This is a genomic window from Morganella morganii (assembly GCF_019242955.1).
GTDB lineage: Bacteria > Pseudomonadota > Gammaproteobacteria > Enterobacterales > Enterobacteriaceae > Morganella > Morganella sibonii.
On the sequence record NZ_CP066129.1, the window covers coordinates 1073951 to 1099302 of the forward strand.

Here is a 25352-nt window from a genome sequence, read left to right on the forward strand (position 1 = left end):
TTAGCCGCTTTTTATCCGGAATACCTGAAAAGAGAATATGATGATATTTCGCTGCATAATACCGGTGTCAGTAAGTTGTGATGTTTCTCCCGAAAACAGTGAAAAAAAATCACGCCACATTAAACATACTTATTAATAATGATATGTAATTAATGTCGTGATAATGGATATTTAGGTTAAGTTTAAAAATAACTCGATAAAAATACCCCAATAACCGGAAAATAGCTCCGGAAAAATTGATAATTCAGGTTGTTTTATGAGCAAAAAATGCACTGATATAAATATGCTGCAATATCAGTGCATTAATAAAATCGGTGTTTTTCACATGACACTTAAACGGAAATTATTGATTTAAAAATCCCAGTCCTCATCTTCGGTATTCACTGCTTTGCCGATCACATAAGAAGAACCGGAGCCGGAAAAGAAATCGTGATTCTCGTTGGCATCCGGTGACAGCGCCGATAATATTGCCGGGCTGACATCTGTCACACTCTCCGGAAACAGCGCTTCATAGCCTAAATTCATCAGTGCTTTATTTGCGTTGTAATGCAGGAATTTAATCACATCCTCAGACCACCCTGCACCGTCATATAATTTTCGTGTATAACTGACTTCATTTTCGTATAAATCAAATAACAGACTGAACGTAAATTCCTTTATTTCTTTACGGGTTTGTTCGTCATAATTCTGTAATGAACGCTGGAATTTATAACCGATATAATAGCCGTGTACTGCTTCATCACGGATAATCAGGCGGATAAGATCGGCAGTATTCGTCAGTTTGGCGCGGCTTGACCAGTACATCGGCAAATAAAAGCCGGAATAGAATAAGAAGGATTCCAGAAACACACTGGCGACTTTCTTTTTCAGCGGGTGCGGGTCACGATAGTAACCGAGAATAATCGCCGCTTTGTTTTGCAGTGTCGGTTCCTCCTCACTCCAGCGGTAGGCGTCATCGATCTCCTGTGTGGAGCAGAGCGTAGAGAAAACCGAGCTGTAAGAGCGGGCATGCACCGCCTCCATAAAGCTGATGTTGGAGAGTACGGCTTCCTCGTGCGGTGTCAGGGCATCCGGGATAAGGGCAGGGGCGCCAACCGTATTCTGAATGGTATCCAGCAGGGTCAGCCCGGTGAAGACCCGGATAGTCAGTTGCTTCTCTGCCGGGGTCAGCGTCTGCCATGACGGAATGTCATTGGAGAGCGGGACTTTTTCCGGCAGCCAGAAATTGCTGGTCAGACGGTTCCAGACTTCAAGGTCTTTGTCATCCTCAATCCGGTTCCAGTTGATCGCGGAAATGCGGCTTAATGTGGTCATATAATATCTCTTAAAAAATGGGTTATACGGCGCAGGAAACACAGCCCGCCACTTCGGTGCCTTCCAGTGCGGACTGGCGCAGACGGACGTAATAGAGGGTTTTTATCCCTTTGCGCCAGGCGTAAATCTGTGCACGGTTGATATCGCGGGTGGATGCCTCGTCACTGAAAAACAGGGTGAGAGACAAGCCCTGATCAACATGCTGTGTGGCGGCAGCGTAAGTATCGATGATCTTTTCCGGCCCGATTTCATAGGCATCGCGGTAATACTCAAGGTTATCGTTGGTCATATACGCCGCAGGATAATAGACGCGGCCAAGCTTACCTTCTTTGCGGATCTCAATGCGGGCTACAATCGGATGAATGGAGGAGGTCGCGTGATTGATATAGGAAATCGATCCGGTCGGCGCAACAGCCTGTAAATTCTGGTTGTACAACCCGTGCGCCATGACACTCTCTTTCAGCTGCTGCCAGTCAGCCTGCGACGGGACGGTAATTCCGGCATCCGCAAACAGGGCGCGGACTTTTTCTGTCGCCGGTTCCCATTTCTGCGCAATGTATTTGCTGAAGTATTCCCCGCTGGCATAGGCGGACTGTTCAAAATTACGGAATGTCTGCTGCCGTTCAATCGCCAGCTGGTTTGAGGCTTTCAGGGCATAGTAGGCGATGGTTAAGAAATAGATATTGGTGAAATCAATACCTTCTTCCGAACCATAATGGATATGCTCCCGCGCCAGATAGCCGTGCAGGTTCATCTGCCCGAGCCCGATGGCATGAGAGCCGCGGTTGCCGTGATCAATGGACGGCACACTGCGTATTTCACTCATATCCGATACCGCCGTCAGTCCGCGCACGGCGATGTCAACGGAGCGGGCGAAATCCGGGGAATCCATCATTTTCGCAATATTCAGCGAGCCGAGGTTACAGCTGATATCACGGCCGGTGTGGCGGTAGCTCAGGTCGTCGTTGTATTCACTGGCGCTGTTGACCTGGAGGATCTCCGAGCAGAGATTGCTCATATTAATGTAACCGGCAACCGGGTTGGCCCGGTTCACATTATCCTCAAACATGATGTAGGGATAACCGGACTCAAACTGGATCTCCGCCAGGATACGGAAAAATTCACGGGCATTGATTTTGCGCTTACGGATGGCTTTATTGTTGACCATATCAGTATAGTGCTCTGTGATACTCAGCTCTGACATCGGTTTGCCGTACACCCGTGCAACATCGTACGGGGAGAAGAGATACATCGGCTCGTTGTTTTTGGCCAGCTCAAAGGTGATATCCGGGATAACCACACCGAGGGAGAGCGTTTTGATGCGGATTTTTTCATCCGCGTTTTCCCGTTTGGTATCGAGAAACGTGAGGATATCCGGATGGTGTGCATGCAGATACACGGCTCCGGCCCCCTGACGCGCGCCAAGCTGATTGGCGTAAGAAAAGGCATCTTCCAGCATCTTCATCACCGGTACCACGCCGCTGGACTGGTTTTCAATCAGTTTGATCGGTGCGCCGGATTCGCGCAGGTTGGTCAGCAGAAATGCCACACCGCCGCCGCGCTTCGAGAGTTGCAGCGCCGAGTTCACACTGCGCCCGATGGATTCCATATTATCTTCAATGCGCAGCAGGAAGCAGGAGACAAACTCCCCGCGCTGTTTTTTGCCGCAGTTGAGGAACGTCGGGGTGGCGGGCTGGAAACGTCCGCTGATGATCTCTTCCAGCAGATGTTCTGCCAGTTTCGTATCTCCCCGTGCCAGCGTCAGCGCCACCATGCAGACGCGATCTTCAAACCGCTCCAGATAACGCTGGCCGTCAAAGGTTTTCAGGGTATAGCCGGTATAATATTTCAGGGCACCGAGGAAAGTCGCAAAGCGGAATTTTTTACTGTACGCCTGCCGGAACAGATTTTTAATAAATTCAAAATCATATTGTCCGATAACATCAGCTTCGTAATAGTTTTCATTAATCAGAAAATCGAGCTTTTCCCGCAGATTATGGAAAAACACGGTGTTCTGATTAACATGCTGACGGAAGTAGTGGTGTGCGGCCGTCACATCTTTATCAAACTGGATTTTTCCCTCTGTATCATACAGATTGAGCATGGCATTCAGGGCGTGGTAATCCGTGTATTCAGTGGTCATCGTGTTATTCCGGTATCAGATAAGCAGCATTCAGCAGGCGGATTCAGCGGCCTGCTGCTGCCAGAAATGGTGTAAGCCGCGGCGGACGTTATCCACATCCGCCTGCGTGCCGAGCAGTTCAAAGCGGTATAAAAACGGCACCTGACATTTGGCGGAGATAATGTCACCGGCAATGGCATAAGCGCGGCCAAAATTGGTATTACCGGCGGCAATCACGCCGCGCAGCAATGCCCGGTTCTCAGGGCGGTTCAGAAAATGGATCACCGGACGCGGTACCGCACCATTGTGATGGCCGCCGCCGTAGGTCGGCACCAGCAGCACAAAGGGTTGTGTGGCGGCCAGATTCCCGTCTTCCGGCAGCCGGGTGGCCGGAATTCCCAGCTTTTCAGTGAACCGGTGACAGGTTTCTGAACGGGTGGAAAAATAAATCAGTGCCTGTGTGGTCATGGTGCCTCCGGGGATATGCTGCTCAGAGGGCGGCAAGTTTGTCGGGACGGAACCCGGCCCAGTGTTCCTGACCGGCGATCACCACCGGCACCTGCTGATAGCCCAGTGTGCGGACATGCTGATACGCCTGTTCATCCTGAGTGATATCGATGACACTGAACGGAATATTTTTCCGTGTCAGCATCTGATAGGTGGCATTGCACTGTACGCAGTCGGGTTTGCTGTAGATAGTCACTGTCATGGTGGTATCCCGTGGTTATGGCTGCCCGTTATGAGCAGATATCGTGGGTTAGCTGTGTCTCGAATACTATATGTAGATTTTAAATATATCAACCACACTATATATGGTGTTTTTGTAATTTGAATGATTATCACTATTATTAATCCGGATGTGAGTAAATGCACGATGAACTGTCCGTACGGTGAGTATGCGGCGGCGGAAAATCCGCAGCGACAAATGCCGCGGGCAGGCGTACAATAAAAAAATCTGAACTGTCTTTTACAGACAGCTGAATCTATTGGCACCTGAACTGAAATCACACATTTATTATGGAATTAGCCCCGTCTTCCCGAACCATCCGCACACTTCTTGCTTCTGATACTCCGCTGATTGATGTCCGCGCACCGGTCGAATTCAGTCAGGGAGCGATGCCTGCTTCACATAACCTGCCGCTGATGAATGATGAGGAGCGGGCGGCTGTCGGCACCTGCTATAAGCAGCAGGGATCTGAAAAGGCGATTGCGCTGGGGCATCAGCTGGTCAGCGGTGAAATCCGTGAGCAGCGGATGACCGCCTGGCTGGCGGCCTGTGCAGAATATCCGCAGGGGTATCTCTGCTGTGCCCGCGGAGGGCAGCGTTCACATATCGTGCAGCAGTGGCTGCGGGAGGCCGGGACGGAATACCCGCTGATCACCGGGGGTTACAAAGCATTGCGCCAGGCGGTCATTCAGGTGACGGAAGCGCTGGTGGCACGTCCGGTGATCCTGATCGGCGGCTGCACCGGCAGCGGTAAAACCACACTGGTGGGCGAACTGGCTGACGGTATTGACCTTGAAGGGCTGGCGCATCACCGGGGATCGTCTTTCGGCCGCACGCTGGAGGCGCAGTTTGCTCAGGCGACATTTGAAAACCATCTCGCTGCCGCGATGATAAAAAAAGAAGAAACCTGTACCCGCTGGGTGCTGGAAGATGAGGGCCGCGCTATCGGGGCTAACGGTCTGCCGGAGCCGCTGCGGGCACAAATGGCACAGGCGTCGCTGGTGGTGGTGGAAGATCCGTTTGAGCGCCGTCTGGAACGCCTGAAAGAAGAGTATTTTGACCGCATGACCTGTGATTTCACCACCGCATACGGTGAAGAGAAGGGACGTGAGGCATACAGCGAGTATCTGCATCACGGGCTGTCTGCTATCCGGCGGCGGCTCGGCACACAGCGTGCCGCGGAACTGACCGCACTGCTCGATAGTGCCCTCGCGGAGCAATGGCGCAGCGGCAATACCGAAGTGCATTTCTCGTGGCTGTGCCCGCTTCTGGAAGAATATTATGACCCGATGTACCGCTATCAGCTGAGTAAAAAAGCCGATCGCATCCTCTTTCGCGGCACGTATGAGGCCGTCGCCGACTGGCTGAAATAATCAGCTGTCTCATCATTCGTCATAAATCAGTCCGCCGGGATATCATTTTCCGGTGAACTGACTTGCATGAATTCATTTGCCTCGTTATTTTCTCTGTTGTGAGATGAATGACGTAAATGATGTTTGTCTCTTTATCATAATTAGGTTTTGCTATAGCAAAACCAGCACAAAGGGCAAACGTATGGCGACGACTTATATAAAGGCTCCAACCGGATTTCCGCGCCGTTTTATCATTATCAGTGCGGATGAGCAGGGGATCACTGAACTGGGATTTGATGATACTGCACCGGAGCAGACAGACAGTGATAATCCGCATATCAGACAGTGCATTCATGAGCTGGATGAATATTTCGCCGGGAAACGACAGGATTTCAGTGTAAAACTCAATCCGCACGGTACTGAATTCCAGACCAGGGTGTGGGCGCAGTTATCAACGATTCCGTTTGCGGTTACCTGGTCTTATAAAGATCTGGCATTAAAACTGGGATCGGCTAATTATTGCCGTGCGGTCGGTATGGCAAACGGGCGTAACCCGATTTGTCTGATTATTCCGTGTCACCGCGTGATTGCACACGACGGCTCAATGGGCGGCTACAGCAGCGGCCTTGATATCAAGCAGTGGCTGCTGCGCCATGAAGGGATCATCTGAGGGATAAATACAATTGTCCGCTGAAATAACCAGGACAAATCCTCTGGTATATCAGCGAAATATCACTCAGAATACCATTATCCGACGGGTAGTTTAGTATCGAACCAGATTGCCCGGCAGGATCAATACAGTCTGATGATGACTGGCCGGGTACTGATGAAGTACTATCACTTGTAAAAAGGTTTTTTTGAATGTCAAAGCGCAAAGGTAACGTGAAGTGGTTTAACGAAGCAAAAGGTTTCGGTTTTATCACTCCGGAAGACGGCAGCAAAGATGTGTTTGTTCACTTCTCTGCAATTCTGAATGATGGTTTCAAAACACTGGCAGAAGGCCAGAAAGTGGAATTTGAAATCGTTGATGGCGCAAAAGGCCCGTCTGCTGCAAACGTTGTCTCGATTTAAGTTGTAACTCGCTATACCGTAGCCGTTATTTTAATTCGACATTACCGTGACGAAAACCCGTTACTCACCATAGTAACGGGTTTTTTTTATATCAGCGCCGGTTAGCGACCTGACTGAGCCAGACACTGCCGATCACCACGATAACTCCTGCACACTGTAACAGGCTCAATTGCTGATCCAGCACAAACCAGCCCAGCAATACGGCAGTCAGCGGGCTGAGAAAACCGAGCGATGCGACTGAATTCGGTCCGAGGATCGCCAGTCCGCGAAACCAGAACAGATACGTCAGTGCTGCACCAATCAGCCCCAGATACAGCAATCCGCTGATATTGAGCAGTGTCAGCGGCGGCAGTGCCGGTTCGAGCAGCAGAGAGACCGGGAGCAGGAGTAATCCGCCTGCAGTGAGCTGCCACGTGGTAAAGGTCAGCGGTGAGACATCCGGCTGCCAGCGGCGGCTCAGTACCGTACCGGCGGCCATGGAGAAGGCACCGGCTAACCCGGCAATGATACCGATGGTGTCAAGTTTTGCCTGCGGCGTCAGTAACAGCAGTGCCACCCCGCCTATCCCGCACAGTGCGCCGATCACCGCCAGCGGTTTCAGCACATTTCCCAGCACCATACGGGAGAGCAGCAGCACTATCAGCGGCTGAATAGCGCCGACCGTCGCAGCCACGCCGCCCGGCAGACGATAGGCGGATACAAACAGCAGCCACCAGAACACGGCGAAATTCAGCGCGCCGAGCACGAAAATCCGCCCCCACCAGATCCCTTTCGGCAACTGACGGATAAACAGCATCAGCAGCAGACCGGCCGGTAAAGCGCGCAGCATAGCGACAGTCATCGGGTAGCCGGCAGGCAGCATTTCGGTTGTCACCAGGTAAGTACTGCCCCAGACGGCGGGAGCCAGTGCGGTCAGACATAAAACGCCACTACGTTGCATAATTTACTCATTATTAATGTGTTATGGCACGCATCATAATCAGTATCAGTAGCAGTGGGAATAGCGGCAGAGAGGCAGAGCACAAAAGACATACATCATTGAGCTGTTTTCCGGTCAGGTAAAACACCGGTAACGGGCAGGCGAACGAAAAGCGTAAGCGCCATGGATGGCGCGATCCGGGCGCAAAGGATGTGTTTACAGCGACTTTTCGTTTTGCCCGTTACCGGCGTCATCACCGGAGCGGCATAAAAAAACCGCCGTTTTTCAGCGGCGGTTTCCGGTATTCACAGAACGGCGGGAAATTATTTAACTTCTTCGCCTTTGGCCTGCAAATCAGCATGGTAAGAAGAGCGGACAAACGGGCCGCAGGCAGCGTGGGTGAAGCCCATCGCCATGGCTTCGGCTTTCATTTCCTCAAACTCTTCCGGGCTGACATAACGCTGAACCGGCAGGTGGTGGCGGCTCGGCTGGAGATACTGGCCCAGCGTCAACATGGTGACGCCGTGACGGCGCAGGTCGCGCATAACATCCAGGATCTCGTCATTGGTTTCGCCTAAACCGACCATCAGACCGGATTTGGTCGGGATCTCCGGATGCGCTTCTTTAAAGCGTTCCAGCAGTTTCAGTGACCAGTCATAGTTCGCGCCCGGGCGCACCTGGCGGTAAACACGCGGTACGTTTTCCAGGTTGTGGTTGAAAACATCCGGCGGGGTGGCGGTCAGGATTTCCAGTGCTTTATCCATACGGCCGCGGAAGTCCGGCACCAGAGTTTCAATTTTAATGGCCGGGCTGTGATCGCGGATAGCGGTGATACAGTCAGCAAAGTGCTGAGCACCACCGTCACGCAGGTCATCACGATCAACAGAGGTGATCACCACATAGCGCAGTCCCATATCTTTGATGGTCTGACCCAGTTTCTGCGGCTCGTTGGCATCCGGTGCATTCGGGCGGCCGTGGGCAACGTCACAGAACGGGCAGCGGCGGGTACAGATAGCCCCGAGGATCATAAATGTGGCGGTACCGTGGTTAAAGCATTCGCTCAGGTTCGGGCAGGAGGCTTCCTCACAGACAGAATGCAGGCCGTTACGGCGCATTGCATCTTTGATCCCCTTGATTTTATGGGAATCGGCCGGAAGTTTGATTTTCATCCAGCTTGGTTTGCGTAATCGTTCGGTCGTCTCTGATACCAGGTTTTTGACCGGGATAAGCGCCATTTTATCGGCGTCGCGGTACTTGATACCGCGCTCCATCTGAATTGGTTTACTCATGTTTATGTCATTTCCGGTTAGATTCATCGGATTGTGATTGATGAGCGCCGTGGTGACGGCCTGTCTGCTGAATGTAACAATATCATCAATCTTTTAAAAATCTTTTTAAAAATGTTAAAAAAATTATATCACTATTCTGCGGCAAGTTGGAATCCTAATTGCCGGCAGAATTGTGCGGTCAGCACAGGCTGAACATCCGCAAGGGTAATACCGGGAACAAAATCAGCCATTTGCGTCATGGCAAGACCGGCATAACCACAGGGATTAATGCGGTGAAAAGGCTCAAGATCCATATTGATATTGAGCGCCAGCCCGTGGAATGAGCGGCCGTTACGGATACGCAGACCGAGTGAACAGATTTTGTTACCTGCCACATAAACGCCGGGGGCGTCCGGGCGCGGATAAGCATCAATATTCCACTGTTTCAGGGTTTCAACCACGGCATTTTCCAGAGCGGATACCAGTTCGCGCACACCGATTTTGTCACGCTTAAGGTCAATCATCACATACATGACCTGCTGTCCCGGGCCGTGGTACGTCACCTGGCCGCCGCGATCGGATTGGATCACCGGTATATCGCCGGGGGCCAGGACGTGTTCTGCTTTACCGGCCTGTCCCTGGGTAAAAACGCGCTCATGTTCGACCAGCCAGATCTCGTTGCCGGTGTCCGCAGTACGCTGCTCAGTAAATTGGTGCATGGCTTCGGAAACAGGATGATAAGGCCGCAGGCCCAGCTGGCGTAAAATGATGGTGTTATTTTGCAAAATGATATCTTCAGTTCGGTATGCCGGGTCAGCAGTATAACGCGCACGGCAAATACGTACCAGTGACGGGCATAAAATGTTCAGCAGGATAAAAAAAAAGGCCGCCCTGAAAGGCGGCCTGAAATGATGAAGAAATAACGGTATTACAGCACCATTCTGACACGTTCTAACGCGCCTAATTCTTCGTACAGATTCTCGATCTGCTCAATGTGTGTCGCATCAATCGTCACAGAAACGGAATGATAGGTTCCTTTGCTGCTCGGTTTGATTGACGGACTGTAGTCACCCGGCGCGTGGCGCTGAATCACTTCCAGAACATCATTCACTAATTCCGGTTCAGCGGCACCCATCACTTTGTAGGTAAATGAGCAGGGGAACTCTAACAGTTCATCAAGTTTGGTTTTCATGGGTGCTCCTTAATAAAGCAAAACTTCAGATGAATTAAATATGGGGATAGTTCATCTGATTTCAAGTCTTCAGCCAAACCAGCGGTGAAACAGCAGGCGGATATAGTCGATCAGACGACTGAAGAAGTTACCTTCCGGTACCGCTTCAGTGACGACCAGCGGCCGGGTTTCAATAATCTGGTTGTCGAGCTGGAAGTTAATCGTGCCGACCACCTGGTTTTTGGCCAGCGGAGCGTGCAGTTCCGGATTGGTCAGAACAAAACCGGCTTTCAGATCTTTCAGGCGGCCGCGCGGGATAGTGATATAGACATCATTTTCCACGCCTAACTGCACTTTGTCTTTATCCCCGAACCAGACGATTTCCGAGACCAGCGGGTTATCTTTCTGCATCGGTTTGACGGTTTCAAAGAAACGGAAACCCCACGTAAGCAGTTTTTTGCTTTCCGCATTACGGGCTTTGGCTGATTTGGTGCCCATCACAACGGAAATAAGACGCATATCCCCTTCAGTGGCTGACGCTACCAGGTTATAGCCCGCGCCGCTGGTGTGGCCGGTTTTAATCCCGTCCGCATTCAGGCTTTTATCACCCAGCAGGTCGTTACGGTTTTGCTGGGTAATATTATTATAGGTGAATGAGCGCTCTTTATAGATAGCGTATTCATTCGGCACATCACGGATCATGGCCTGACCAATCAGAGCCATATCCCGGGCAGTACTGTACTGACCTTCGGAATCCAGGCCGTGAACGGTTTTAAAATGGGTATTTTTCAGGCCGAGTTGTGACACATAAGCATTCATCTGGCTGACAAAGGTTTCCTGGTCGCCGGCAACAAATTCTGCCATCGCCACACAGGCATCATTACCGGATTGCAGGTTAATGCCGCGGCTCAGGTCGGATACGCTGACGCGTTCGCCCGGTTTGAGGAACATCAGTGAGGAGCCGCGGAACACCGGGTTACCGGTCGCCCAGGCGTTTTCCCCGATAGTGACCATAGTTTCCGGTGTGAATTTTCCGGCATTCATCGCCTGTCCGATGACATAGCTGGTCATCATTTTGGTCAGGCTGGCGGGATCACGACGGATATCGGCATTTTTCTCAGCCAGTATTTTTCCGGAGTGGTAATCCATCAGAATATAGGATTCCGCTTCAATATCCGGTACGGCCGGGATTGTGGTATTCAGATTCGGAACATCAGCGGCAGAAGCTGCGGCGCTCAATGCCAGGGTCAGGCCGAATGCGGCCAGCCGTCCGGCGCGGTGTTGATAAGTCGTTGCGTATTTCATGAGTGTTAAAACAACATTGATGATGCCGGTGAAAAAGAAACGCTATCATAGCAAAGTGCCATGACAGCGCGTAGTGTTATCACAGCCTGTTTTACGGTGCCAGGATAAATGAATTCATATTCAGCTGCTGCTGAAGGCGTCCCTGAACCTCTGCGGCCTGTTCACGGCTGGCAAACGGCCCCAGCTGAACGCGGTAAATATCGCCTGCGGTTTCTGTCATTCCGGGTACGCCCAGTTTGCCGCTGAGTTCTTTCTGCCATTGTGATGCGCGTTCCTCACTGGCCACCGCACCCACCTGGACACGGTAACCACTCACCGTGACCGGTTGCGGTGCGGGAGTGTCTGTGTTTTCAGTTTGTGCATCTGCCGGTGCTGCGGGCTGTTTCACGACCGGGATAAGTGCGGATTCAGGCTGCGGTTGTGCCATAACCGGACGGCTGTTGATCGGCACGACCGGGGTGGTGTTGGTTACCGGTGTACCCAGTGCACTGGTTTTTCCCAGCTCAGGGCGGCCCGGCAGGGCATAGCTCTGTTTGGCGACAACGGTGCCGACAGTCCCGGTTCCGCTCAGAGAGCCGTCTTCCGCGACCACAATCGGGTCAATTTTAATTTTGGTGTTCGGCAGCAGGTTCAGGCGATCTGCCACTGCACGGGAAAGTCCGATTTGTTTGCCCGGCATATACGGGCCGCGATCGTTTATCCGTACCACCATCATGCGGTTATTTGCCATATTAGTCACACGTGCATAGCCCGGGATTGGCAAAGTCGGGTGAGAGGCGGTCAGTTCGGCGCTGTTGACGATTTCGCCGGTGGCTGTCCGGTTGCCGTTCTGCGCCTGGCCGTAAATCCAGGCATAACCCTGCTGACTGAAGTTTTCCGGATCACGGACAATCTGATATTGCTGACCATTACGGACATAATCATTATTCGCGCCCGGATGCAGCGGCTCATAGGCCGGTACGGCGCCGAGAATCTCTTTTGCCGGTCCCGGCGGCGGTGTCTGTTTAACCGGCTGTTGCACTGACGGGCAGCCTGCCAGCAGGGCGGCCATTGCTGTGACCGCAATCCATTGTAAACGCATGAAAACCTCGTAATGTATTATAAGCTTTTTGACAGCATCTTACGGTGTGTATGAATTGACATGACAATACCAAACCCTGCCATTAATACAATCAGAGCGGAGCCGCCGTAACTCATCATCGGCAGCGGTACACCAACCACCGGCAGTATTCCGCTGACCATACCGATATTCACAAACACATAGACAAAGAAGATGAGCATCAGGCCACCGACCATCACCCGCCCGAACGTATTCTGGGCACGGGCGGCAATCATCAGCCCGCGCATAATGATCAGCAGATAGAGTACCAGCAAAAAGATCACGCCGACCAGCCCCAGCTCTTCCGCGAGGACCGCAAAGATAAAGTCAGTATGACGTTCCGGCAGGAATTCCAGCTGGGACTGGGTGCCCAGCATCCAGCCTTTTCCGGCCAGCCCGCCGGAGCCGATGGCAATTTTTGACTGAATAATATGATAACCGGCACCGAGCGGGTCGGTTTCCGGATCGAGCAGCATCATCACGCGGCCGCGCTGGTAATCGTGCATCAGGAAAAACCAGAGCAGCGGAATAAAGGCGGCAAGCAGCAGGAGGGCTATTCCGATAAGGCGCCAGCTCATACCGGCCAGAAACAGCACAAAAATACCGGAAGCCGCCACCAGGATGGATGTCCCGAGATCGGGTTGTGCGGCCACGAGTAATGTCGGTACCACCACCAGCAGCAGGGCGATAGCCGTATTTTTCAGTGTCGGCGGGCACTGGTCGCGGTTCATAAACCGCGCCACCATCAGCGGAACCGCAATTTTGGCAATCTCAGACGGCTGGAAACGGACAATTCCCAGATCAAGCCAGCGCTGTGCGCCTTTACTGATCTGCCCGAACACATCGACAAAGACCAGCAGGATGACACAGACAATATAAAGATGCGGCGCCCAGGTTTCATACACCCGCGGCGGGATCTGCGCCATGATCAGCATAATAATGATACCGGAGAAAATCTGCCCGAGGCGGCGCTCCATCATTTCCGTGTCCAGCCCGCTGGCACTCCACAGTACAAACGCACTGTAAACCAGCAGGATCAGCAGCAGCACCAGCAACGGGAAGTCGATGTGCATGCGGGTCATCAGAGATACTTTGCGCGGATTATCAGTCATGGGCATTACTCAGTTTCACTGCCGGGCGGCGATGGCGGGGCATCAGGCAGCACCGTGTTGTTATCACCCAGCAGGACATGATCAAGGATCTGACGGACCAGGGTACCTACTGCCGGGCCTGCACCGCCGTTTTCCAGAATGATGGTCACTGCCACCGTCGGGTTATCGTAAGGTGCGTAGGCAATCATTAATTTATGGTCGCGCAGACGTTCCGCCAGTTTGCTGGCGTTATAGGTTTCATAGCTGAACACCTGTGCTGTCCCCGACTTGGCGGCGGCTTTGTATGGTGTTCCGGCAAAGAATTTACGGCCGGTGCCGTTCGGCGCGTTAGCCACGCCGTACATGCCGGATTTTGCCAGCTCCCAGTAACCGGAATGAATATCACCGATGGTAATATAGTCTTTCTGCTCATACGGCAGCATGCCGTCACCCTCTTTGGTACCGAGCAGCAGATGCGGCGTTTTTACCACACCATCATTTATCAGGGTATTCAGCGCTTTTGACATCTGGATGGGGGTTGATGTCCAGTATCCCTGGCCGATCCCGACCGGGATGGTATCACCCTGATACCATTGCTTCTTGTAGCGCCGCTGTTTCCATTCGCGGGTCGGCATCACACCGTTGTATTCTTCTATCAGATCAATACCGGAATATTCGCCGTAACCGAAGCGGGTCATCCAGGCGGACAGACGGTCGATCCCCATGTCATACGCCACCTGATAGAAGAAGGTATCCGCAGATTCAATAATCGATTTCACTACGTTCAGATTGCCGTGACCATAGCGTTTCCAGTCGCGGTAACGTTTTTCCGAACCCGGTAACTGCCACCAGCCCGGGTCAAAAATGGTGGTGTTGCGGGTGATCACTTTTTCACTGAGAGCCGCCACCGAGATAAACGGTTTCACCGTGGATGCCGGCGGATAGAGTCCCTGAGTCGTACGGTTAATCAGCGGGCGATCCGGATTATTGAGCAACCCGCGGTAATCCGGGCCGGAAATGCCGTTCACAAACAGGTTCGGGTCATAACTCGGGTTAGACACCAGCGCCAGGATTTCGCCGTTGCGCGGATCACTGACCACGACAGCTGCCCGGCTGGTGGTCAGCAGTTTTTCGATATACATCTGTAATTCAAGATCTATCGTCAGATAGATATCTTTCCCGGCCTGCGGTGCCTGCTCGTGTAACTGGCGGATCACCCGGCCGCGGCTGTTGACTTCCACTTCCTCATAGCCGGTTTTGCCGTGCAGGACGGATTCATAATAGCGCTCAATACCCAGCTTACCGATGTCATGGGTGGCAGCATAGTTCGGTAAAATCCCGTCTTTATCCAGACGTTCGACATCTTTGTCGTTAATTTTGGCCACATAACCAATGACATGGGTCAGGGCGGACCCGTAAGGGTAGAAGCGGCGCTGATAACCTTTGATTTCCAGTCCCGGGAAACGGTACTGATTAACCGAAAACCGCGCCACCTGAATCTGACTGAGCGGGGTTTTCAGCGGAATAGAGGTAAAGCGGCGCGAACGGCGGCGCTCTTTTTCATAATTTGCGATGTCTTCGTCGGACAGGTCAACGATTTCGCGCAGCTCATTCAGGACATCCGGCAGGTCAGTGACCTTCTCCGGTATGATTTCGAGCTGATAAATCGTTCTGTTTTCCGCCAGCAGAGTGCCTCTGCGGTCATAAATCATGCCACGGCTCGGCGGAATAGGAACCAGTTTTATCCGGTTATCATTGGAACGGGTCTGATAATCTTCATGGCGGTTAATCTGGAGATGATAGAGATTCACCACCAGTACGGCAGATAAAATAACAATACCGATAAACGCAACCACCGCACGGCGGATGAACAGGGCGGATTCCGCACTGTAATCGCGGAAATCCATCCGTTGCTTATGTTTTTTCTTATCGCCGTCAGGCGGATTCAGACCGGGCACTGCGGTTATTCCCTGTGATACGGATGATTGGCAGTAATACTCCAGGCGCGGTACAGGCTCTCTGCGACCAGCACTCGCACCAGCGGGTGCGGCAGGGTCAGCGGGGAGAGTGACCAGCTCTGTTCTGCTGCGGCTTTACAGGCAGGCGAAAGGCCTTCCGGGCCGCCGATAAGCAGGCTGATATTGCGTCCGTCCTGCTTCCAGCGTTCCAGCTGACCGGCCAGCTGCGGAGTATCCCAGCGTGCGCCGGGAATATCCAGTGTGACAATCCGGTTACCTTTGCCCGCTGCCGCCAGCATTAATTCGCCTTCTTTTTCCAGGATACGCTTAATATCCGCGTTTTTCCCCCGTTTTCCGGCCGGAATCTCTGTCAGTTCAAACGGCATATCTTTCGGAAAGCGATGGAGATAATCCTGAAATCCGGTTTCGACCCAGTCAGGCATTTTGGTGCCGACGGCAATGAGCTGTAACTTCAACACTCAGCTCCAGAGTTTCTCTAATTCATACATACGGCGGCTTTCGTCCTGCATGACATGCACGATAGCTTCACCGAGATCGACAACAATCCAGTCAGAAATTCCCTGACCTTCCACGCCGAGCGGCATCATACCTGCCTGACGGCAGTCAGTGACGAGGTTATCGGCCACGGATGCCAGATGACGGCTTGATGTGCCGGTACAGATAATCATGTGATCGGTAATACTGGATTTACCGCGTACATCAATAGTAATAATATCCTGCGCTTTTGAGTCTTCGAGTTTATCAATAATAAACTCAAGCAATTCTGTGCCTTGCAAAAGGTTCACCTTATTCCGGATTAATGGATAACAGAAACACATCCCCGTCAGTAGTACCGCCATGCAGTTCAGGCGCGGGGTTGCTGTGTGCCGGGGATCATCGCTATTTTACGTTACACAGGGTAATTTTGCGAGGTTCGCCCTGTGTTGCCGCCGGCACCGCAAGAATAACAGCGAACAGGGGGAATACAAAGCAGTAAAGATTAAAGAAATATAAGGAAATGTACGGGCAGGAAAAACAGAAACAGTGTGTGTTGTACTATAGTCACTCAATAAAAGATGAAAAGGCGGAAAATATGACATATCAGCGGCAGCCGGAAGAAGAACCGGAGGAAATAGTATGGCGGCAGACAGCACAGCAGGCGCTCGCGCAGGTACTGAATCCGCCGCTCAGTGCGGGCAGGCTGATCCGTGAGCATAGCCGTTATAAATATGCGCTGATGGCCTATTCACCACGTATATACAAAAGCAGCGGGCGATTGTTGTCACAGGCGGGAACATTATCGCCGGACGAACTGGCGGAAACCGCCGCGCACTGGCAGCGGGAACTGCTGACCGCATTTTCACAGCCTGCGACCCGTGCCAATATGACCAATGCGCTGATGCATATGCAGGGCTATTTTAAACGCCTGCTGAGCCCGGCAGAAAAGCAGCAGATGAGTGCGGCAATTGAGGCTTACCGCACCGGTGCCTGTCCGGCGGAGGGGGTGAAGCATCTGTTACTCACCACTGCCCGTCATTATCAGATAGATTATTTATGCGATCAGGCAATATTACAGGCGGCAGCACCGGCTCAGTCACACTCCGGGCGCAGCAGTGTGTAGCGATCGCCCATGTTTTCATAGCCCCAGTCACACATCAGCATCAGAATCGGGATCAGTGAGCGGCCTTTATCTGTAATTGTGTATTCCACGCGGGGCGGCACTTCGGCAAAGACCGTCCGGGTAAGTAAACCATCTGCTTCCATCTCGCGTAATTGATTGGTTAATGTTTTTTGTGAAATATTGACAATATAAGCCCGTATTTCACCAAAGCGCTGAACGGTTTTTTCAGATAATAAATTTAATATTAATGGTTTATATTTCCCGCCGATAACCGACAGCGTAACTTCTATTTCACTGACCACTACAATTTTCTTTATTTTATCGTCCATTAGTTACCTTCAGGTTACTTTGTGAAATTAATCTGCCTTCTTGATATATGTAATGCAAGGCATAAAATCATGCAACTTTATTTATATTCTCAAGGCAAATGCAATGAAAAAATTAGTGGTTATTACCGGCGCCAGTTCCGGCATTGGTGAATCTGTGGCAAAACGAATGAGTCAGGCAGGGCATCCGGTATTATTACTGGCACGCCGCAGTCAGATTACAGAAGGGTTTCATCTGCCGGACAGTCTGTGCCGCAGTGTGGATGTAACGGATCTTACTGCCATGAAGGCCGCAATAGCCGAAGCGGAAAGCCTGTACGGCAAAACGGATTTATTAATTAACTGTGCGGGCGTCATGCTGCTGGATAATCCGTATGATCAGGATTATGCAGAATGGCAGCAAATGGTGGATGTGAATATTAATGGTGTTCTGACCGGAATTAATATTGTATTGCACGATATGGTTGAGCGTCAGGAAGGTACCATTATTAATATCAGTTCGATTGCCGGACGAAAAACATTTCCCAGCCATTCCGTGTATTGCGGTACCAAATTTGCGGTTCATGCTATTACGGAAAATATCCGCGAAGAAGTGGCATCCGCAAATGTCCGTTTAATTACTATTGCGCCGGGGGTGGTGGAAACGCCGTTATTAAGTCATACCACCAATGAGGAAATTAAGCAGAATTACCAGACCTGGAAAAAAGAGATTCAGTCAGGTCTGGACCCGGAAAAAATCGCGGATTGTATTCAGTTTGCTTATCAGCAACCGCAGGATGTGTGCATCCGTGAGATTGTGATTGCCAAAACCCGGCAGGCAGGGTGAGTCAGCGGTAAAGTCCCTGTGCCAGAATATAGTCCTGAACGGCGGGCGCCAGCTGATCACGACAGTCTTCTCCGTTTTTCAGCCGTTCTCGGATATTGGTGGCGGAAATCGGAAACAGGGGTGTATCAGCCAGGAAAATATAGCCGGACGGTCTTTTGTGAAGGCTGTCCGGTGTGGTGATCAGGTGCTGAACAAACCAGTCAGCGAGACGTTCAGACGGAAAATCCAGGGTGTACCCCGGCCGTTTGCAGACCAGTATATGGCACAGGGTCAGAATCTTGTCCCATTCATGCCAGGTATCAATCGACAGAAGAGAATCCTGACCAATGATAAAGGCCAGCGGCCGCCGCGAACCAATTTCTGACCGGTACTGACGCAGTGTTTCCACGGTATAGGAGAGCGCGTCACGGTGCAGTTCGCGGTCATCCACCCGGAACAGCGGATCACCGCTGACCGCCAGTCCGGCCATCATCAGCCGCTGTTGTGCATTGGCTTTCGGCTGCGGACGGTGCGGCGGGACATTGTTCGGCAGTAAAATTACCTGTTCCAGACCGGCTTCCGCCGCCATGGCTTTCACGGTATTGATGTGCGCCTGGTGGATCGGGTCAAATGTGCCGCCGTACAGCGCCAGAATCCGGTTATCCGCGTTGTTCGTCATAGAGGATCTGTCCTGTCTGTGCTTTACCGCTCAGAAGCAGTGTCAGTGTCAGTAACTCATCACTGACGGATTGCCCGTAATCCTGCTTGAGACGGATTTCAATACGGGTGATCAGGGATATCGCCACCTGCAGTGTATGCGCATCAAGGCGCCCCAGGGCATCTGTTATCATTCCCCTGCGGTTCTGCCAGATACGGTGCTTGTCAAACAGTGTACGCAGCGGCTGATGACGGCTTTCCCGCTGTAACGTCAGCAGTTGCATCACTTCGCGCTGTGCGGTGCGCAGCAGGATCACCGGCTCGTTATCCTCCGCCAGAAGCTGAGTCAGAATATGACAGGCGCGCTTACTTTTTCCTGCCAGCAGGGCGTCCACCCAGTGATACGGGGTAAAATGTGCCGCATCATTAACGGCCGCTTCCACGCGGGGCAGGGTGAGTTTTCCGTCCGGATAAATCAGGGCAAGGCGGGATAAAGCCTGTGACAGCGCCAGCAGATTGCCCTCGTAGCAATAGCAGAGCAGGCGGACAGCCTGTTCATCCGGCTGAAGCTGTAACAGTGCGGCCCGGGCGGTGACCCATTGCGGCAACCGGTTCAGATCCGGCGTCATACAGGCGATATACACACCATCCTGTGCCAGCGCTTTAAACCAGGCGCTGTTTTCCTGGGATTTGGTCAGTTTATGACCGCGCAGGATCAGCAGAATATCAGGATGCAGTAATCCGGCGAGCCGGAGAAGCTGTTCGCCCATTGCGGCGTTGGGACCGTTTTCCGGCAGATACAGCGAGAGTGTCTGCCGTCCGGCAAACAGACTGAGTGACCGGCAGACAGAAAAAATCGCATCCCAGTCAGTATGTTGTTCAAGTGAAAAGGTAAAGTGCTCGTCAAATCCCTGTTCCTGCGCCGCATGGCGGATGGCATCCCGGGATTCCTGGAGTAATAAGGGTTCGTTCCCCCAGAGGAGGTAACGTTCACGCAGCCCCGAACGGAGCTGCGTGATGAGTTGCTCTGGTGAAACTTTTATCATGCCTTCGGTGCGACAATCTCAGCCGCTTCGGCATTTTCAGCCTGCTTATGCTGTTCTGAAGGCTGGATAATCAGCAGTTTACGGACCAGACGGGCTGCCGCCTGTTCACGCATTTCCTGGCGGACCATGTCTTTTTCCGCATCTTTTGCCAGTGCTTCCAGCGGGTTATCAAAGAATGAGCGCTCAACGCGGACATTGATCGGATACACCGAACCGTTCGGCATAATCACCTGGGCATTCAGGAAATAAACCAGTTCTTTTTCAGCCGCTTTACCGTCCTGGAAAATGGATACCGTCTCTTCCTTACCTTCGGAAGAACCGGTGATTTTCAGTACCGGAACGGAGGCATCACCGCTTTCAATAATCTGTACGTTATTCAGCTGCAGTTGCTGACGGATAGCACGGGTCTGTTCGCCATACGGATCGCCGGTACTGATCTGCATTTTCTGCAGTTCAGGCGGAATTTGTGTGGTGCCGCGCAGATGGAAGCCGCAGCCTGCGGTGACCAGCACCGCAAGCCCGAGCAACAGCGTGATAATGCGATGTCGCACGATATCTCCTTAATTAACCGACGACCAGGTTCAGTAATTTACCCGGCACATAAATAACTTTGCGAACGCTCACACCTTCGAGGTATTTCGCGACATTCGCTTCTTCTGACGCCAGCGCCATGACCGCATCCTGTTCCGCATCTGCGGCAACCGTAATACGGCCGCGGACTTTACCGTTGATCTGGATAACAATCAGTTTGGTATCGTCAACCATTGCTTCTTCACTGGCGACCGGCCACTGTGCATCATCCACATCGGTTTCATGACCCAGTGCTTTCCACAGGGTGAAACCGGCGTGAGGGATAATCGGGGACAGCATACGGATAACGGCATCCAGTGCTTCCTGCATCAGTGCGCGATCCTGTTCTGTTTCCTGAGGTGCACGCTGTAACTCGTTGAGCAGTTCCATAATCGCGGCGATGGCGGTGTTGAACTGCTTACGGCGGCCGGCATCATCGCTGACTTTGGCAATCGTTTTGTGCAGGGAACGGCGCAGATCTTTTTGTGCCGGCGTCAGGCTGCTGATATCCAGCGGTGCGGTTTTGCCTTTCTGAACATGCTCATACACCAGACGCCATACACGGCGGATAAAGCGGTTTGCACCTTCCACGCCGGATTCCTGCCATTCCAGGGTCAGTTCCGGTGGTGCCGCAAACATCATAAACAGACGAACGGTATCCGCGCCGTATTTTTCCACCATAATCTGCGGATCAACGCCGTTGTTCTTCGATTTTGACATTTTGCTCATGCCGGTGTGAACCAGCTCGCGGCCTTCTTTATCTGTTGCCTTGATGATACGGTTTTTATCATCACGCTCAAGAATGGCTTCTTCCGGGGAAACCCACACGCGGTGACCATCGGTATCGGTGTAGTAGAAAGAATCGGCCAGTACCATGCCCTGACACAGCAGATTTTTTGCCGGCTCATTTGAGTTCACCAGGCCTGCATCACGCATCAGTTTGTGGAAGAAGCGGAAATACATCAGGTGCATAATGGCGTGTTCGATACCGCCGATATACTGATCGACCGGCAGCCAGTAGTTGGCTGCAGCCGGGTCCAGCATGCCTTTGTCGTAGTCCGGGCAGCAGTAGCGCGCATAATACCAGGAGGATTCCATGAAGGTATCGAAGGTATCGGTTTCACGCAGGGCAGGCTGTCCGTTGATGGTGGTTTTTGCCCACTCCGGATCGGCTTTAATCGGGCTGGTGATACCGTCCATGACCACATCTTCCGGCAGGATAACCGGTAACTGATCTTCCGGAACCGGTACCACGGTGCCGTCTTCCAGGGTTGCCATCGGGATCGGTGCGCCCCAGTAACGCTGACGGGAAACACCCCAGTCGCGCAGACGGTAATTCACTTTGCGTTCGCCGACGCCGAGTGCCACCAGTTTGTCAGCAATGGCATTGAAACCGGCGGTGTAATCCAGTCCGTCGAACTCACCGGAATTGAACAGCGTATTTTTGCCGGTCATTGCGGCTTCACTGATATCCGGCTCAGAACCGTCTTCATTCAGAATGACAGGTTTGATCGGTAAATCGTATTTGGTGGCAAATTCCCAGTCACGCTGGTCGTGTGCCGGAACCGCCATAACAGCACCGGTGCCGTATTCCATCAGAACGAAGTTGGCAGCCCAGACCTGGATTTTTTCGCCGGTCAGCGGGTGAATAGCAAACATCCCCGTTGCCACGCCTTTTTTCTCCATCGTGGCCATTTCAGCTTCTGCCACTTTGGTGTTACGGCACTCATCGATAAAGGTTTTCAGCTCAGGATTGTTCTGTGCCGCCTGCTGTGCCAGCGGATGACCCGCCGCCACTGCCAGATAAGTAACACCCATAAAGGTATCCGGGCGGGTGGTGTAGACACTCAGTTTTTCGGTGCTGTCAGCAACATCAAAGGTGATTTCCACACCCTCGGAACGGCCGATCCAGTTGCGCTGCATGGTTTTGACCTGCTCCGGCCAGTCTTCCAGCGTATCGAGGTCATTGAGCAGCTCTTCGGCATAAGCGGTGATTTTGATAAACCATTGCGGGATCTCTTTGCGCTCAACCGGGGTATCACAACGCCAGCAGCAGCCGTCGATAACCTGCTCGTTCGCGAGAACGGTCAGGTCATGCGGACACCAGTTCACTGCGGAGGTTTTTTTATACGCCAGACCTTTTTCATACAGTTTGGTGAAGAACCACTGTTCCCAGCGGTAATATTCCGGCGTACAGGTGGTGACTTCGCGATCCCAGTCGTACGCGAAACCCAGCTTTTTCAGCTGCTGTTTCATGTATTCGATATTGGCATAGGTCCACGGTGCCGGTGCGGTGTTGTTTTTCACCGCCGCGCCTTCCGCAGGCAGACCGAATGCATCCCAGCCGATTGGCTGTAAGACGTTTTTACCCAGCATGCGCTGGTAACGTGACATCACATCACCCAGGGTGTAGTTACGCACGTGGCCCATGTGTAGTCGTCCTGAAGGGTATGGCAGCATAGACAGGCAGTAGTATTTTTCTTTACTGTTATCTTCAGTCACTTTAAATGTTTGTTTTTCCTGCCAGTGACTCTGGACTTGTTGCTCTATGTCTTCGGGACGATATTGTTCTTGCATGGCACCGGTATTCCTGTGGTGATGAACTGCCGGACACGGACTGACGACCAGACCGGACGGACAGCATAATAATATATGGTTTTGTTAATATCTGACCCGTAAGCATAGCCGATATGCCCCTGAGGGAACAACAGTTAAGGTCGTAAAGGGATGAAAAAAGCAGGGGAATGATAAAGAGAAGAAGAAAGGCCGGTCTGTAACCGGCCGGTCAGAACATCAGTGCAGAATTTTGGCCAGAAAATCTTTGGCGCGATCGGATTTCGGGTTGGCGAAGAAATCCTCTTTTTTACTGTCCTCGATGATTTTCCCTTCATCCATGAAAATCACGCGGTCGGCCACTTTACGGGCAAAGCCCATTTCGTGGGTCACCACCATCATCGTCATGCCTTCGTGTGCCAGTTCAACCATGACATCCAGCACTTCGTTGATCATTTCCGGGTCTAGGGCGGAGGTCGGTTCGTCGAACAGCATCGCGACGGGGTCCATACACAGGGCGCGGGCGATAGCCACACGCTGCTGCTGTCCGCCGGATAACTGGGACGGAAACTTATCCGCGTGGCCGGATAATCCCACACGTTCCAGCAGTTTCAGCCCTTTTTCTTTGGCGGCGGTTTTACTGCGGCCCAGCACTTTTACCTGTGCCAGAGTCAGGTTTTCCACGATGGAGAGGTGCGGAAACAGCTCAAAGTGCTGGAATACCATGCCGACTTTAGAGCGCAGTTTTGCCAGATCGGTACGTTTATTATTCACCTGTATATCATTGACGAAAATTTCGCCTTCCTGTACCGGCTCCAGGCCGTTAACGGTTTTTATCAGCGTGGATTTACCGGAGCCGGACGGGCCGCACACCACAACCACTTCCCCTTTTTTGACGTCGGTCGAGCAGTCGGTTAAGACACGGAACTGACCGTACCATTTGGAGATATTTTTCAGGGAGATCATGACACAGTCCTTCTCTTAAGATAATTAACCAGCATTGACGCCGCAAAGCTGATAACAAAATAAACCGCACCCGCAAACAGCACCATCTCGATTTGTGTTCCGTCGCGCTCGCCGATATTGCTGGCGGTGCGGAAGAAATCGGTCAGGCTGAGCACATACACCAGCGAGGTATCCTGGAACAGGACAATACCCTGGGTCAGCAGCAGCGGGATCATCGCGCGGAATGCCTGCGGCAGAACCACCAGACGCATGGTCTGCATTTTGGTCATACCGAGGGCGAGTGAGGCGGATGTTTGTCCCCGTGACACACTCTGGATACCGGCGCGGATAATTTCAGCATAATACGCAGCTTCAAACAGGGAAAACGCTACCATAGCTGAGATCAGACGGATATCTGTTTTTGGTGATATACCAAGAACATTTTGGACTAAGTTAGGCACAATCAGATAAAACCACAACAGCACCATCACCAGCGGAACGGAACGGAAGGCGTTCACATAGAGTGCAGCCAGCCAGCTCACGATTTTGATGGATGACAGACGCATCATCGCCAGAATGGTACCCCACAGGATGCCGATAACAATCGACGTAATGGTGATTTTCGCCGTAATAACCAGTCCGTCTAACAGAAACGGCATGCCCGGCATCACCGAACTCCAGTCAAATTCATACATCAGCGGCCTCCTGTCCCGGGCAGACGCACCCGTTTTTCCAGTAAATGCATGGCCAGCATAATAATGACGTTAATGCCGACATAAGCGAGGGTTATCGCTGTAAAGGACTCATAGGCTCTGGCGGAATAATCCAGCAATTTACCGGCCTGAGCGGCCATATCGACCAGGCCGATGGTGGAGGCAATCGCGGAGTTTTTCACCAGGTTGAGCATTTCGGATGTCATCGGCGGAATAATCACGCGGTAAGCATTCGGCAACAGGACATAACGGTAAGTCTGCGGCAGTGTCAGCCCCATCGCCAGCCCGGCCGCTTTCTGGCCGCGCGGCAGTGACTGAATGGCGGCACGAACCTGTTCGGTCATACGGGCTGCGGTAAACAGTCCCAGACAGAGGGTGGAGGAAATAAAGAACTGGATATTCGGGTCGAGATCCATTTTAAACCAGTCGCGCAGAGACGGCGGCAGGAATTCAGGGATCACCAGATACCAGGTGAAAAACTGGACGATCAGCGGCACATTACGGAAAATTTCCACATAAATGGTGCCGAGAGAGGAGAGAAATTTATTCGGCACCGTACGGAGGATACCGAACAGAGATCCCACCAGAAAGGCGATAATCCAGGCACAGATTGACAGCATTACCGTGACCTTCAGGCCGGACAGAATCCAGCCGAGGTAAGTGGTGTTGCCGAAGGGGGCGGGCTGAAAAAATATCCCCCAGTCCCAGTTAGCTGACAT

27 protein-coding genes are annotated in these 25352 nt (G+C 52.2%); 5 read left to right on the top strand and 22 right to left on the bottom strand.

All coding sequences use genetic code 11. From position 1 onward, the window contains the following. Positions 1-351: 351 nt before the first annotated feature. The 4 genes from nrdF to nrdH are packed head-to-tail and all read right to left on the bottom strand — an operon-like array spanning position 352 to position 4145. Complete coding sequence (gene nrdF / locus JC793_RS04785) at positions 352-1314, bottom strand: class 1b ribonucleoside-diphosphate reductase subunit beta (RefSeq protein WP_004235573.1); 963 nt, start codon at positions 1312-1314, stop codon at positions 352-354. Between the two features lie 22 nt (positions 1315-1336). Next, complete coding sequence (gene nrdE / locus JC793_RS04790) at positions 1337-3457, bottom strand: class 1b ribonucleoside-diphosphate reductase subunit alpha (protein ID WP_218427659.1); 2121 nt, start codon at positions 3455-3457, stop codon at positions 1337-1339. 30 nt (positions 3458-3487) lie between these two features. After that, entirely contained in the window at positions 3488-3904 is a 417-nt protein-coding gene (gene nrdI / locus JC793_RS04795) for a class Ib ribonucleoside-diphosphate reductase assembly flavoprotein NrdI (protein WP_052926261.1), read from the bottom strand. Positions 3905-3926: 22 nt separating this feature from the next. Further along, a complete protein-coding gene (gene nrdH / locus JC793_RS04800; protein WP_046893662.1) occupies positions 3927-4145 on the bottom strand; it encodes a glutaredoxin-like protein NrdH in 219 nt (72 codons plus the stop codon). 308 nt (positions 4146-4453) lie between these two features. Here nrdH and mnmH point away from each other — a divergent pair, with 308 nt between their 5' ends. The 3 genes from mnmH to cspE all read left to right on the top strand — a co-directional run bounded on the left by mnmH (position 4454) and on the right by cspE (position 6586). Further along, positions 4454-5536: a tRNA 2-selenouridine(34) synthase MnmH gene (gene mnmH / locus JC793_RS04805; protein WP_166707210.1), complete on the top strand. Its 1083-nt coding sequence runs from the start codon at positions 4454-4456 to the stop codon at positions 5534-5536. Positions 5537-5717: 181 nt separating this feature from the next. Further along, positions 5718-6185, top strand: coding sequence for a methylated-DNA--[protein]-cysteine S-methyltransferase (locus tag JC793_RS04810; protein WP_218427661.1), 468 nt, complete (start codon positions 5718-5720; stop codon positions 6183-6185). Positions 6186-6376: 191 nt separating this feature from the next. Further along, complete coding sequence (gene cspE / locus JC793_RS04815) at positions 6377-6586, top strand: transcription antiterminator/RNA stability regulator CspE (protein WP_004235583.1); 210 nt, start codon at positions 6377-6379, stop codon at positions 6584-6586. 91 nt (positions 6587-6677) lie between these two features. On the opposite strand, the gene JC793_RS04820 is transcribed toward cspE, so the two are convergent. The 10 genes from JC793_RS04820 to rsfS form a co-directional block, all read right to left on the bottom strand. Further along, positions 6678-7526, bottom strand: coding sequence for an EamA family transporter (locus JC793_RS04820; protein ID WP_166707212.1), 849 nt, complete (start codon positions 7524-7526; stop codon positions 6678-6680). A gap of 302 nt (positions 7527-7828) precedes the next feature. Further along, positions 7829-8794, bottom strand: a complete 966-nt coding sequence (gene lipA / locus JC793_RS04825) for a lipoyl synthase (RefSeq protein WP_107680377.1) — start codon at positions 8792-8794, stop codon at positions 7829-7831. 131 nt (positions 8795-8925) lie between these two features. After that, positions 8926-9558: a lipoyl(octanoyl) transferase LipB gene (gene lipB / locus JC793_RS04830; protein WP_046893667.1), complete on the bottom strand. Its 633-nt coding sequence runs from the start codon at positions 9556-9558 to the stop codon at positions 8926-8928. 143 nt (positions 9559-9701) lie between these two features. Continuing rightward, the gene (ybeD, locus tag JC793_RS04835; protein ID WP_046893668.1) at positions 9702-9965 is read right to left on the bottom strand and encodes a DUF493 family protein YbeD; all 264 of its coding nucleotides are present in this window, start codon (positions 9963-9965) and stop codon (positions 9702-9704) included. Between the two features lie 69 nt (positions 9966-10034). Next, positions 10035-11249 (bottom strand): D-alanyl-D-alanine carboxypeptidase DacA, encoded by a 1215-nt coding sequence (gene dacA / locus JC793_RS04840; RefSeq protein ID WP_046893669.1) that lies wholly within the window; start codon positions 11247-11249, stop codon positions 10035-10037. Between the two features lie 91 nt (positions 11250-11340). Further along, positions 11341-12330 carry an endolytic peptidoglycan transglycosylase RlpA gene (gene rlpA / locus JC793_RS04845; protein WP_046893670.1) on the bottom strand — a complete coding sequence of 330 codons (990 nt, stop codon included), beginning with the start codon at positions 12328-12330 and terminating at the stop codon, positions 11341-11343. A 17-nt stretch (positions 12331-12347) separates the two neighbouring features. Then, positions 12348-13460 carry a peptidoglycan glycosyltransferase MrdB gene (gene mrdB, locus JC793_RS04850; RefSeq protein WP_052926296.1) on the bottom strand — a complete coding sequence of 371 codons (1113 nt, stop codon included), beginning with the start codon at positions 13458-13460 and terminating at the stop codon, positions 12348-12350. Between the two features lie 5 nt (positions 13461-13465). After that, positions 13466-15346: a peptidoglycan DD-transpeptidase MrdA gene (mrdA, locus tag JC793_RS04855; protein ID WP_166708925.1), complete on the bottom strand. Its 1881-nt coding sequence runs from the start codon at positions 15344-15346 to the stop codon at positions 13466-13468. Between the two features lie 56 nt (positions 15347-15402). After that, positions 15403-15873 carry a 23S rRNA (pseudouridine(1915)-N(3))-methyltransferase RlmH gene (gene rlmH, locus JC793_RS04860; RefSeq protein WP_004235593.1) on the bottom strand — a complete coding sequence of 157 codons (471 nt, stop codon included), beginning with the start codon at positions 15871-15873 and terminating at the stop codon, positions 15403-15405. 3 nt (positions 15874-15876) lie between these two features. Then, on the bottom strand, positions 15877-16203 hold the full coding sequence (rsfS, locus tag JC793_RS04865) for a ribosome silencing factor (RefSeq protein WP_004240847.1): 327 nt from the start codon (positions 16201-16203) through the stop codon (positions 15877-15879). Positions 16204-16490: 287 nt separating this feature from the next. Here rsfS and JC793_RS04870 point away from each other — a divergent pair, with 287 nt between their 5' ends. Next, positions 16491-17018 carry a DUF1722 domain-containing protein gene (locus JC793_RS04870; protein WP_247717322.1) on the top strand — a complete coding sequence of 176 codons (528 nt, stop codon included), beginning with the start codon at positions 16491-16493 and terminating at the stop codon, positions 17016-17018. Here the strand turns inward: JC793_RS04870 and JC793_RS04875 are convergent. Further along, positions 16988-17347, bottom strand: coding sequence for a winged helix-turn-helix transcriptional regulator (locus tag JC793_RS04875; RefSeq protein WP_046893672.1), 360 nt, complete (start codon positions 17345-17347; stop codon positions 16988-16990). The genes JC793_RS04870 and JC793_RS04875 overlap by 31 nt on opposite strands. 103 nt (positions 17348-17450) lie before the next feature. Between JC793_RS04875 and JC793_RS04880 the strand changes: the two genes are divergently transcribed. After that, positions 17451-18170 (top strand): SDR family oxidoreductase, encoded by a 720-nt coding sequence (locus JC793_RS04880; protein WP_052926256.1) that lies wholly within the window; start codon positions 17451-17453, stop codon positions 18168-18170. A 1-nt stretch (position 18171) separates the two neighbouring features. Here the strand turns inward: JC793_RS04880 and nadD are convergent, their stop codons facing one another. The 7 genes from nadD to JC793_RS04915 form a co-directional block, all read right to left on the bottom strand. Next, on the bottom strand, positions 18172-18828 hold the full coding sequence (nadD, locus tag JC793_RS04885) for a nicotinate-nucleotide adenylyltransferase (RefSeq protein WP_218427664.1): 657 nt from the start codon (positions 18826-18828) through the stop codon (positions 18172-18174). After that, on the bottom strand, positions 18809-19852 hold the full coding sequence (gene holA / locus JC793_RS04890; RefSeq protein WP_218427666.1) for a DNA polymerase III subunit delta: 1044 nt from the start codon (positions 19850-19852) through the stop codon (positions 18809-18811). Before holA ends, nadD begins: the two co-directional genes overlap by 20 nt. After that, positions 19849-20403: an LPS assembly lipoprotein LptE gene (gene lptE / locus JC793_RS04895; protein ID WP_107680533.1), complete on the bottom strand. Its 555-nt coding sequence runs from the start codon at positions 20401-20403 to the stop codon at positions 19849-19851. The genes holA and lptE overlap by 4 nt, the downstream gene beginning before the upstream one ends. 13 nt (positions 20404-20416) lie before the next feature. After that, complete coding sequence (gene leuS / locus JC793_RS04900; RefSeq protein ID WP_218427668.1) at positions 20417-22999, bottom strand: leucine--tRNA ligase; 2583 nt, start codon at positions 22997-22999, stop codon at positions 20417-20419. A 216-nt stretch (positions 23000-23215) separates the two neighbouring features. Beyond that, positions 23216-23941, bottom strand: a complete 726-nt coding sequence (locus JC793_RS04905; RefSeq protein ID WP_218427670.1) for an amino acid ABC transporter ATP-binding protein — start codon at positions 23939-23941, stop codon at positions 23216-23218. After that, the gene (gene gltK / locus JC793_RS04910) at positions 23938-24615 is read right to left on the bottom strand and encodes a glutamate/aspartate ABC transporter permease GltK (RefSeq protein WP_218427671.1); all 678 of its coding nucleotides are present in this window, start codon (positions 24613-24615) and stop codon (positions 23938-23940) included. Before gltK ends, JC793_RS04905 begins: the two co-directional genes overlap by 4 nt. Next, entirely contained in the window at positions 24615-25352 is a 738-nt protein-coding gene (locus tag JC793_RS04915) for an amino acid ABC transporter permease (protein WP_046893680.1), read from the bottom strand. The genes gltK and JC793_RS04915 overlap by 1 nt, the downstream gene beginning before the upstream one ends.

Excerpts from the sequence above, each read along its gene's own strand:
- lipA (WP_107680377.1), bottom strand. The coding sequence starts at position 8,794 with ATGAGTAAACCAATTCAGATGGAGCGCGGTATCAAGTACCGCGACGCC.
- JC793_RS04880 (WP_052926256.1), top strand. The coding sequence starts at position 17,451 with ATGAAAAAATTAGTGGTTATTACCGGCGCCAGTTCCGGCATTGGTGAA.
- nadD (WP_218427664.1), bottom strand. The coding sequence starts at position 18,828 with ATGACGAACAACGCGGATAACCGGATTCTGGCGCTGTACGGCGGCACA.
- dacA (WP_046893669.1), bottom strand. The coding sequence starts at position 11,249 with ATGAAATACGCAACGACTTATCAACACCGCGCCGGACGGCTGGCCGCA.
- holA (WP_218427666.1), bottom strand. The coding sequence starts at position 19,852 with ATGATAAAAGTTTCACCAGAGCAACTCATCACGCAGCTCCGTTCGGGG.
- rlpA (WP_046893670.1), bottom strand. The coding sequence starts at position 12,330 with ATGCGTTTACAATGGATTGCGGTCACAGCAATGGCCGCCCTGCTGGCA.
- JC793_RS04870 (WP_247717322.1), top strand. The coding sequence starts at position 16,491 with ATGACATATCAGCGGCAGCCGGAAGAAGAACCGGAGGAAATAGTATGG.
- cspE (WP_004235583.1), top strand. The coding sequence starts at position 6,377 with ATGTCAAAGCGCAAAGGTAACGTGAAGTGGTTTAACGAAGCAAAAGGT.
- JC793_RS04875 (WP_046893672.1), bottom strand. The coding sequence starts at position 17,347 with ATGGACGATAAAATAAAGAAAATTGTAGTGGTCAGTGAAATAGAAGTT.
- JC793_RS04905 (WP_218427670.1), bottom strand. The coding sequence starts at position 23,941 with ATGATCTCCCTGAAAAATATCTCCAAATGGTACGGTCAGTTCCGTGTC.
- nrdI (WP_052926261.1), bottom strand. The coding sequence starts at position 3,904 with ATGACCACACAGGCACTGATTTATTTTTCCACCCGTTCAGAAACCTGT.
- nrdE (WP_218427659.1), bottom strand. The coding sequence starts at position 3,457 with ATGACCACTGAATACACGGATTACCACGCCCTGAATGCCATGCTCAAT.
- mnmH (WP_166707210.1), top strand. The coding sequence starts at position 4,454 with ATGGAATTAGCCCCGTCTTCCCGAACCATCCGCACACTTCTTGCTTCT.
- JC793_RS04915 (WP_046893680.1), bottom strand. The coding sequence starts at position 25,352 with ATGTCAGCTAACTGGGACTGGGGGATATTTTTTCAGCCCGCCCCCTTC.
- ybeD (WP_046893668.1), bottom strand. The coding sequence starts at position 9,965 with ATGAAAACCAAACTTGATGAACTGTTAGAGTTCCCCTGCTCATTTACC.
- nrdF (WP_004235573.1), bottom strand. The coding sequence starts at position 1,314 with ATGACCACATTAAGCCGCATTTCCGCGATCAACTGGAACCGGATTGAG.
- gltK (WP_218427671.1), bottom strand. The coding sequence starts at position 24,615 with ATGTATGAATTTGACTGGAGTTCGGTGATGCCGGGCATGCCGTTTCTG.
- JC793_RS04820 (WP_166707212.1), bottom strand. The coding sequence starts at position 7,526 with ATGCAACGTAGTGGCGTTTTATGTCTGACCGCACTGGCTCCCGCCGTC.
- mrdA (WP_166708925.1), bottom strand. The coding sequence starts at position 15,346 with ATGGATTTCCGCGATTACAGTGCGGAATCCGCCCTGTTCATCCGCCGT.
- JC793_RS04810 (WP_218427661.1), top strand. The coding sequence starts at position 5,718 with ATGGCGACGACTTATATAAAGGCTCCAACCGGATTTCCGCGCCGTTTT.
- nrdH (WP_046893662.1), bottom strand. The coding sequence starts at position 4,145 with ATGACAGTGACTATCTACAGCAAACCCGACTGCGTACAGTGCAATGCC.
- mrdB (WP_052926296.1), bottom strand. The coding sequence starts at position 13,460 with ATGACTGATAATCCGCGCAAAGTATCTCTGATGACCCGCATGCACATC.
- leuS (WP_218427668.1), bottom strand. The coding sequence starts at position 22,999 with ATGCAAGAACAATATCGTCCCGAAGACATAGAGCAACAAGTCCAGAGT.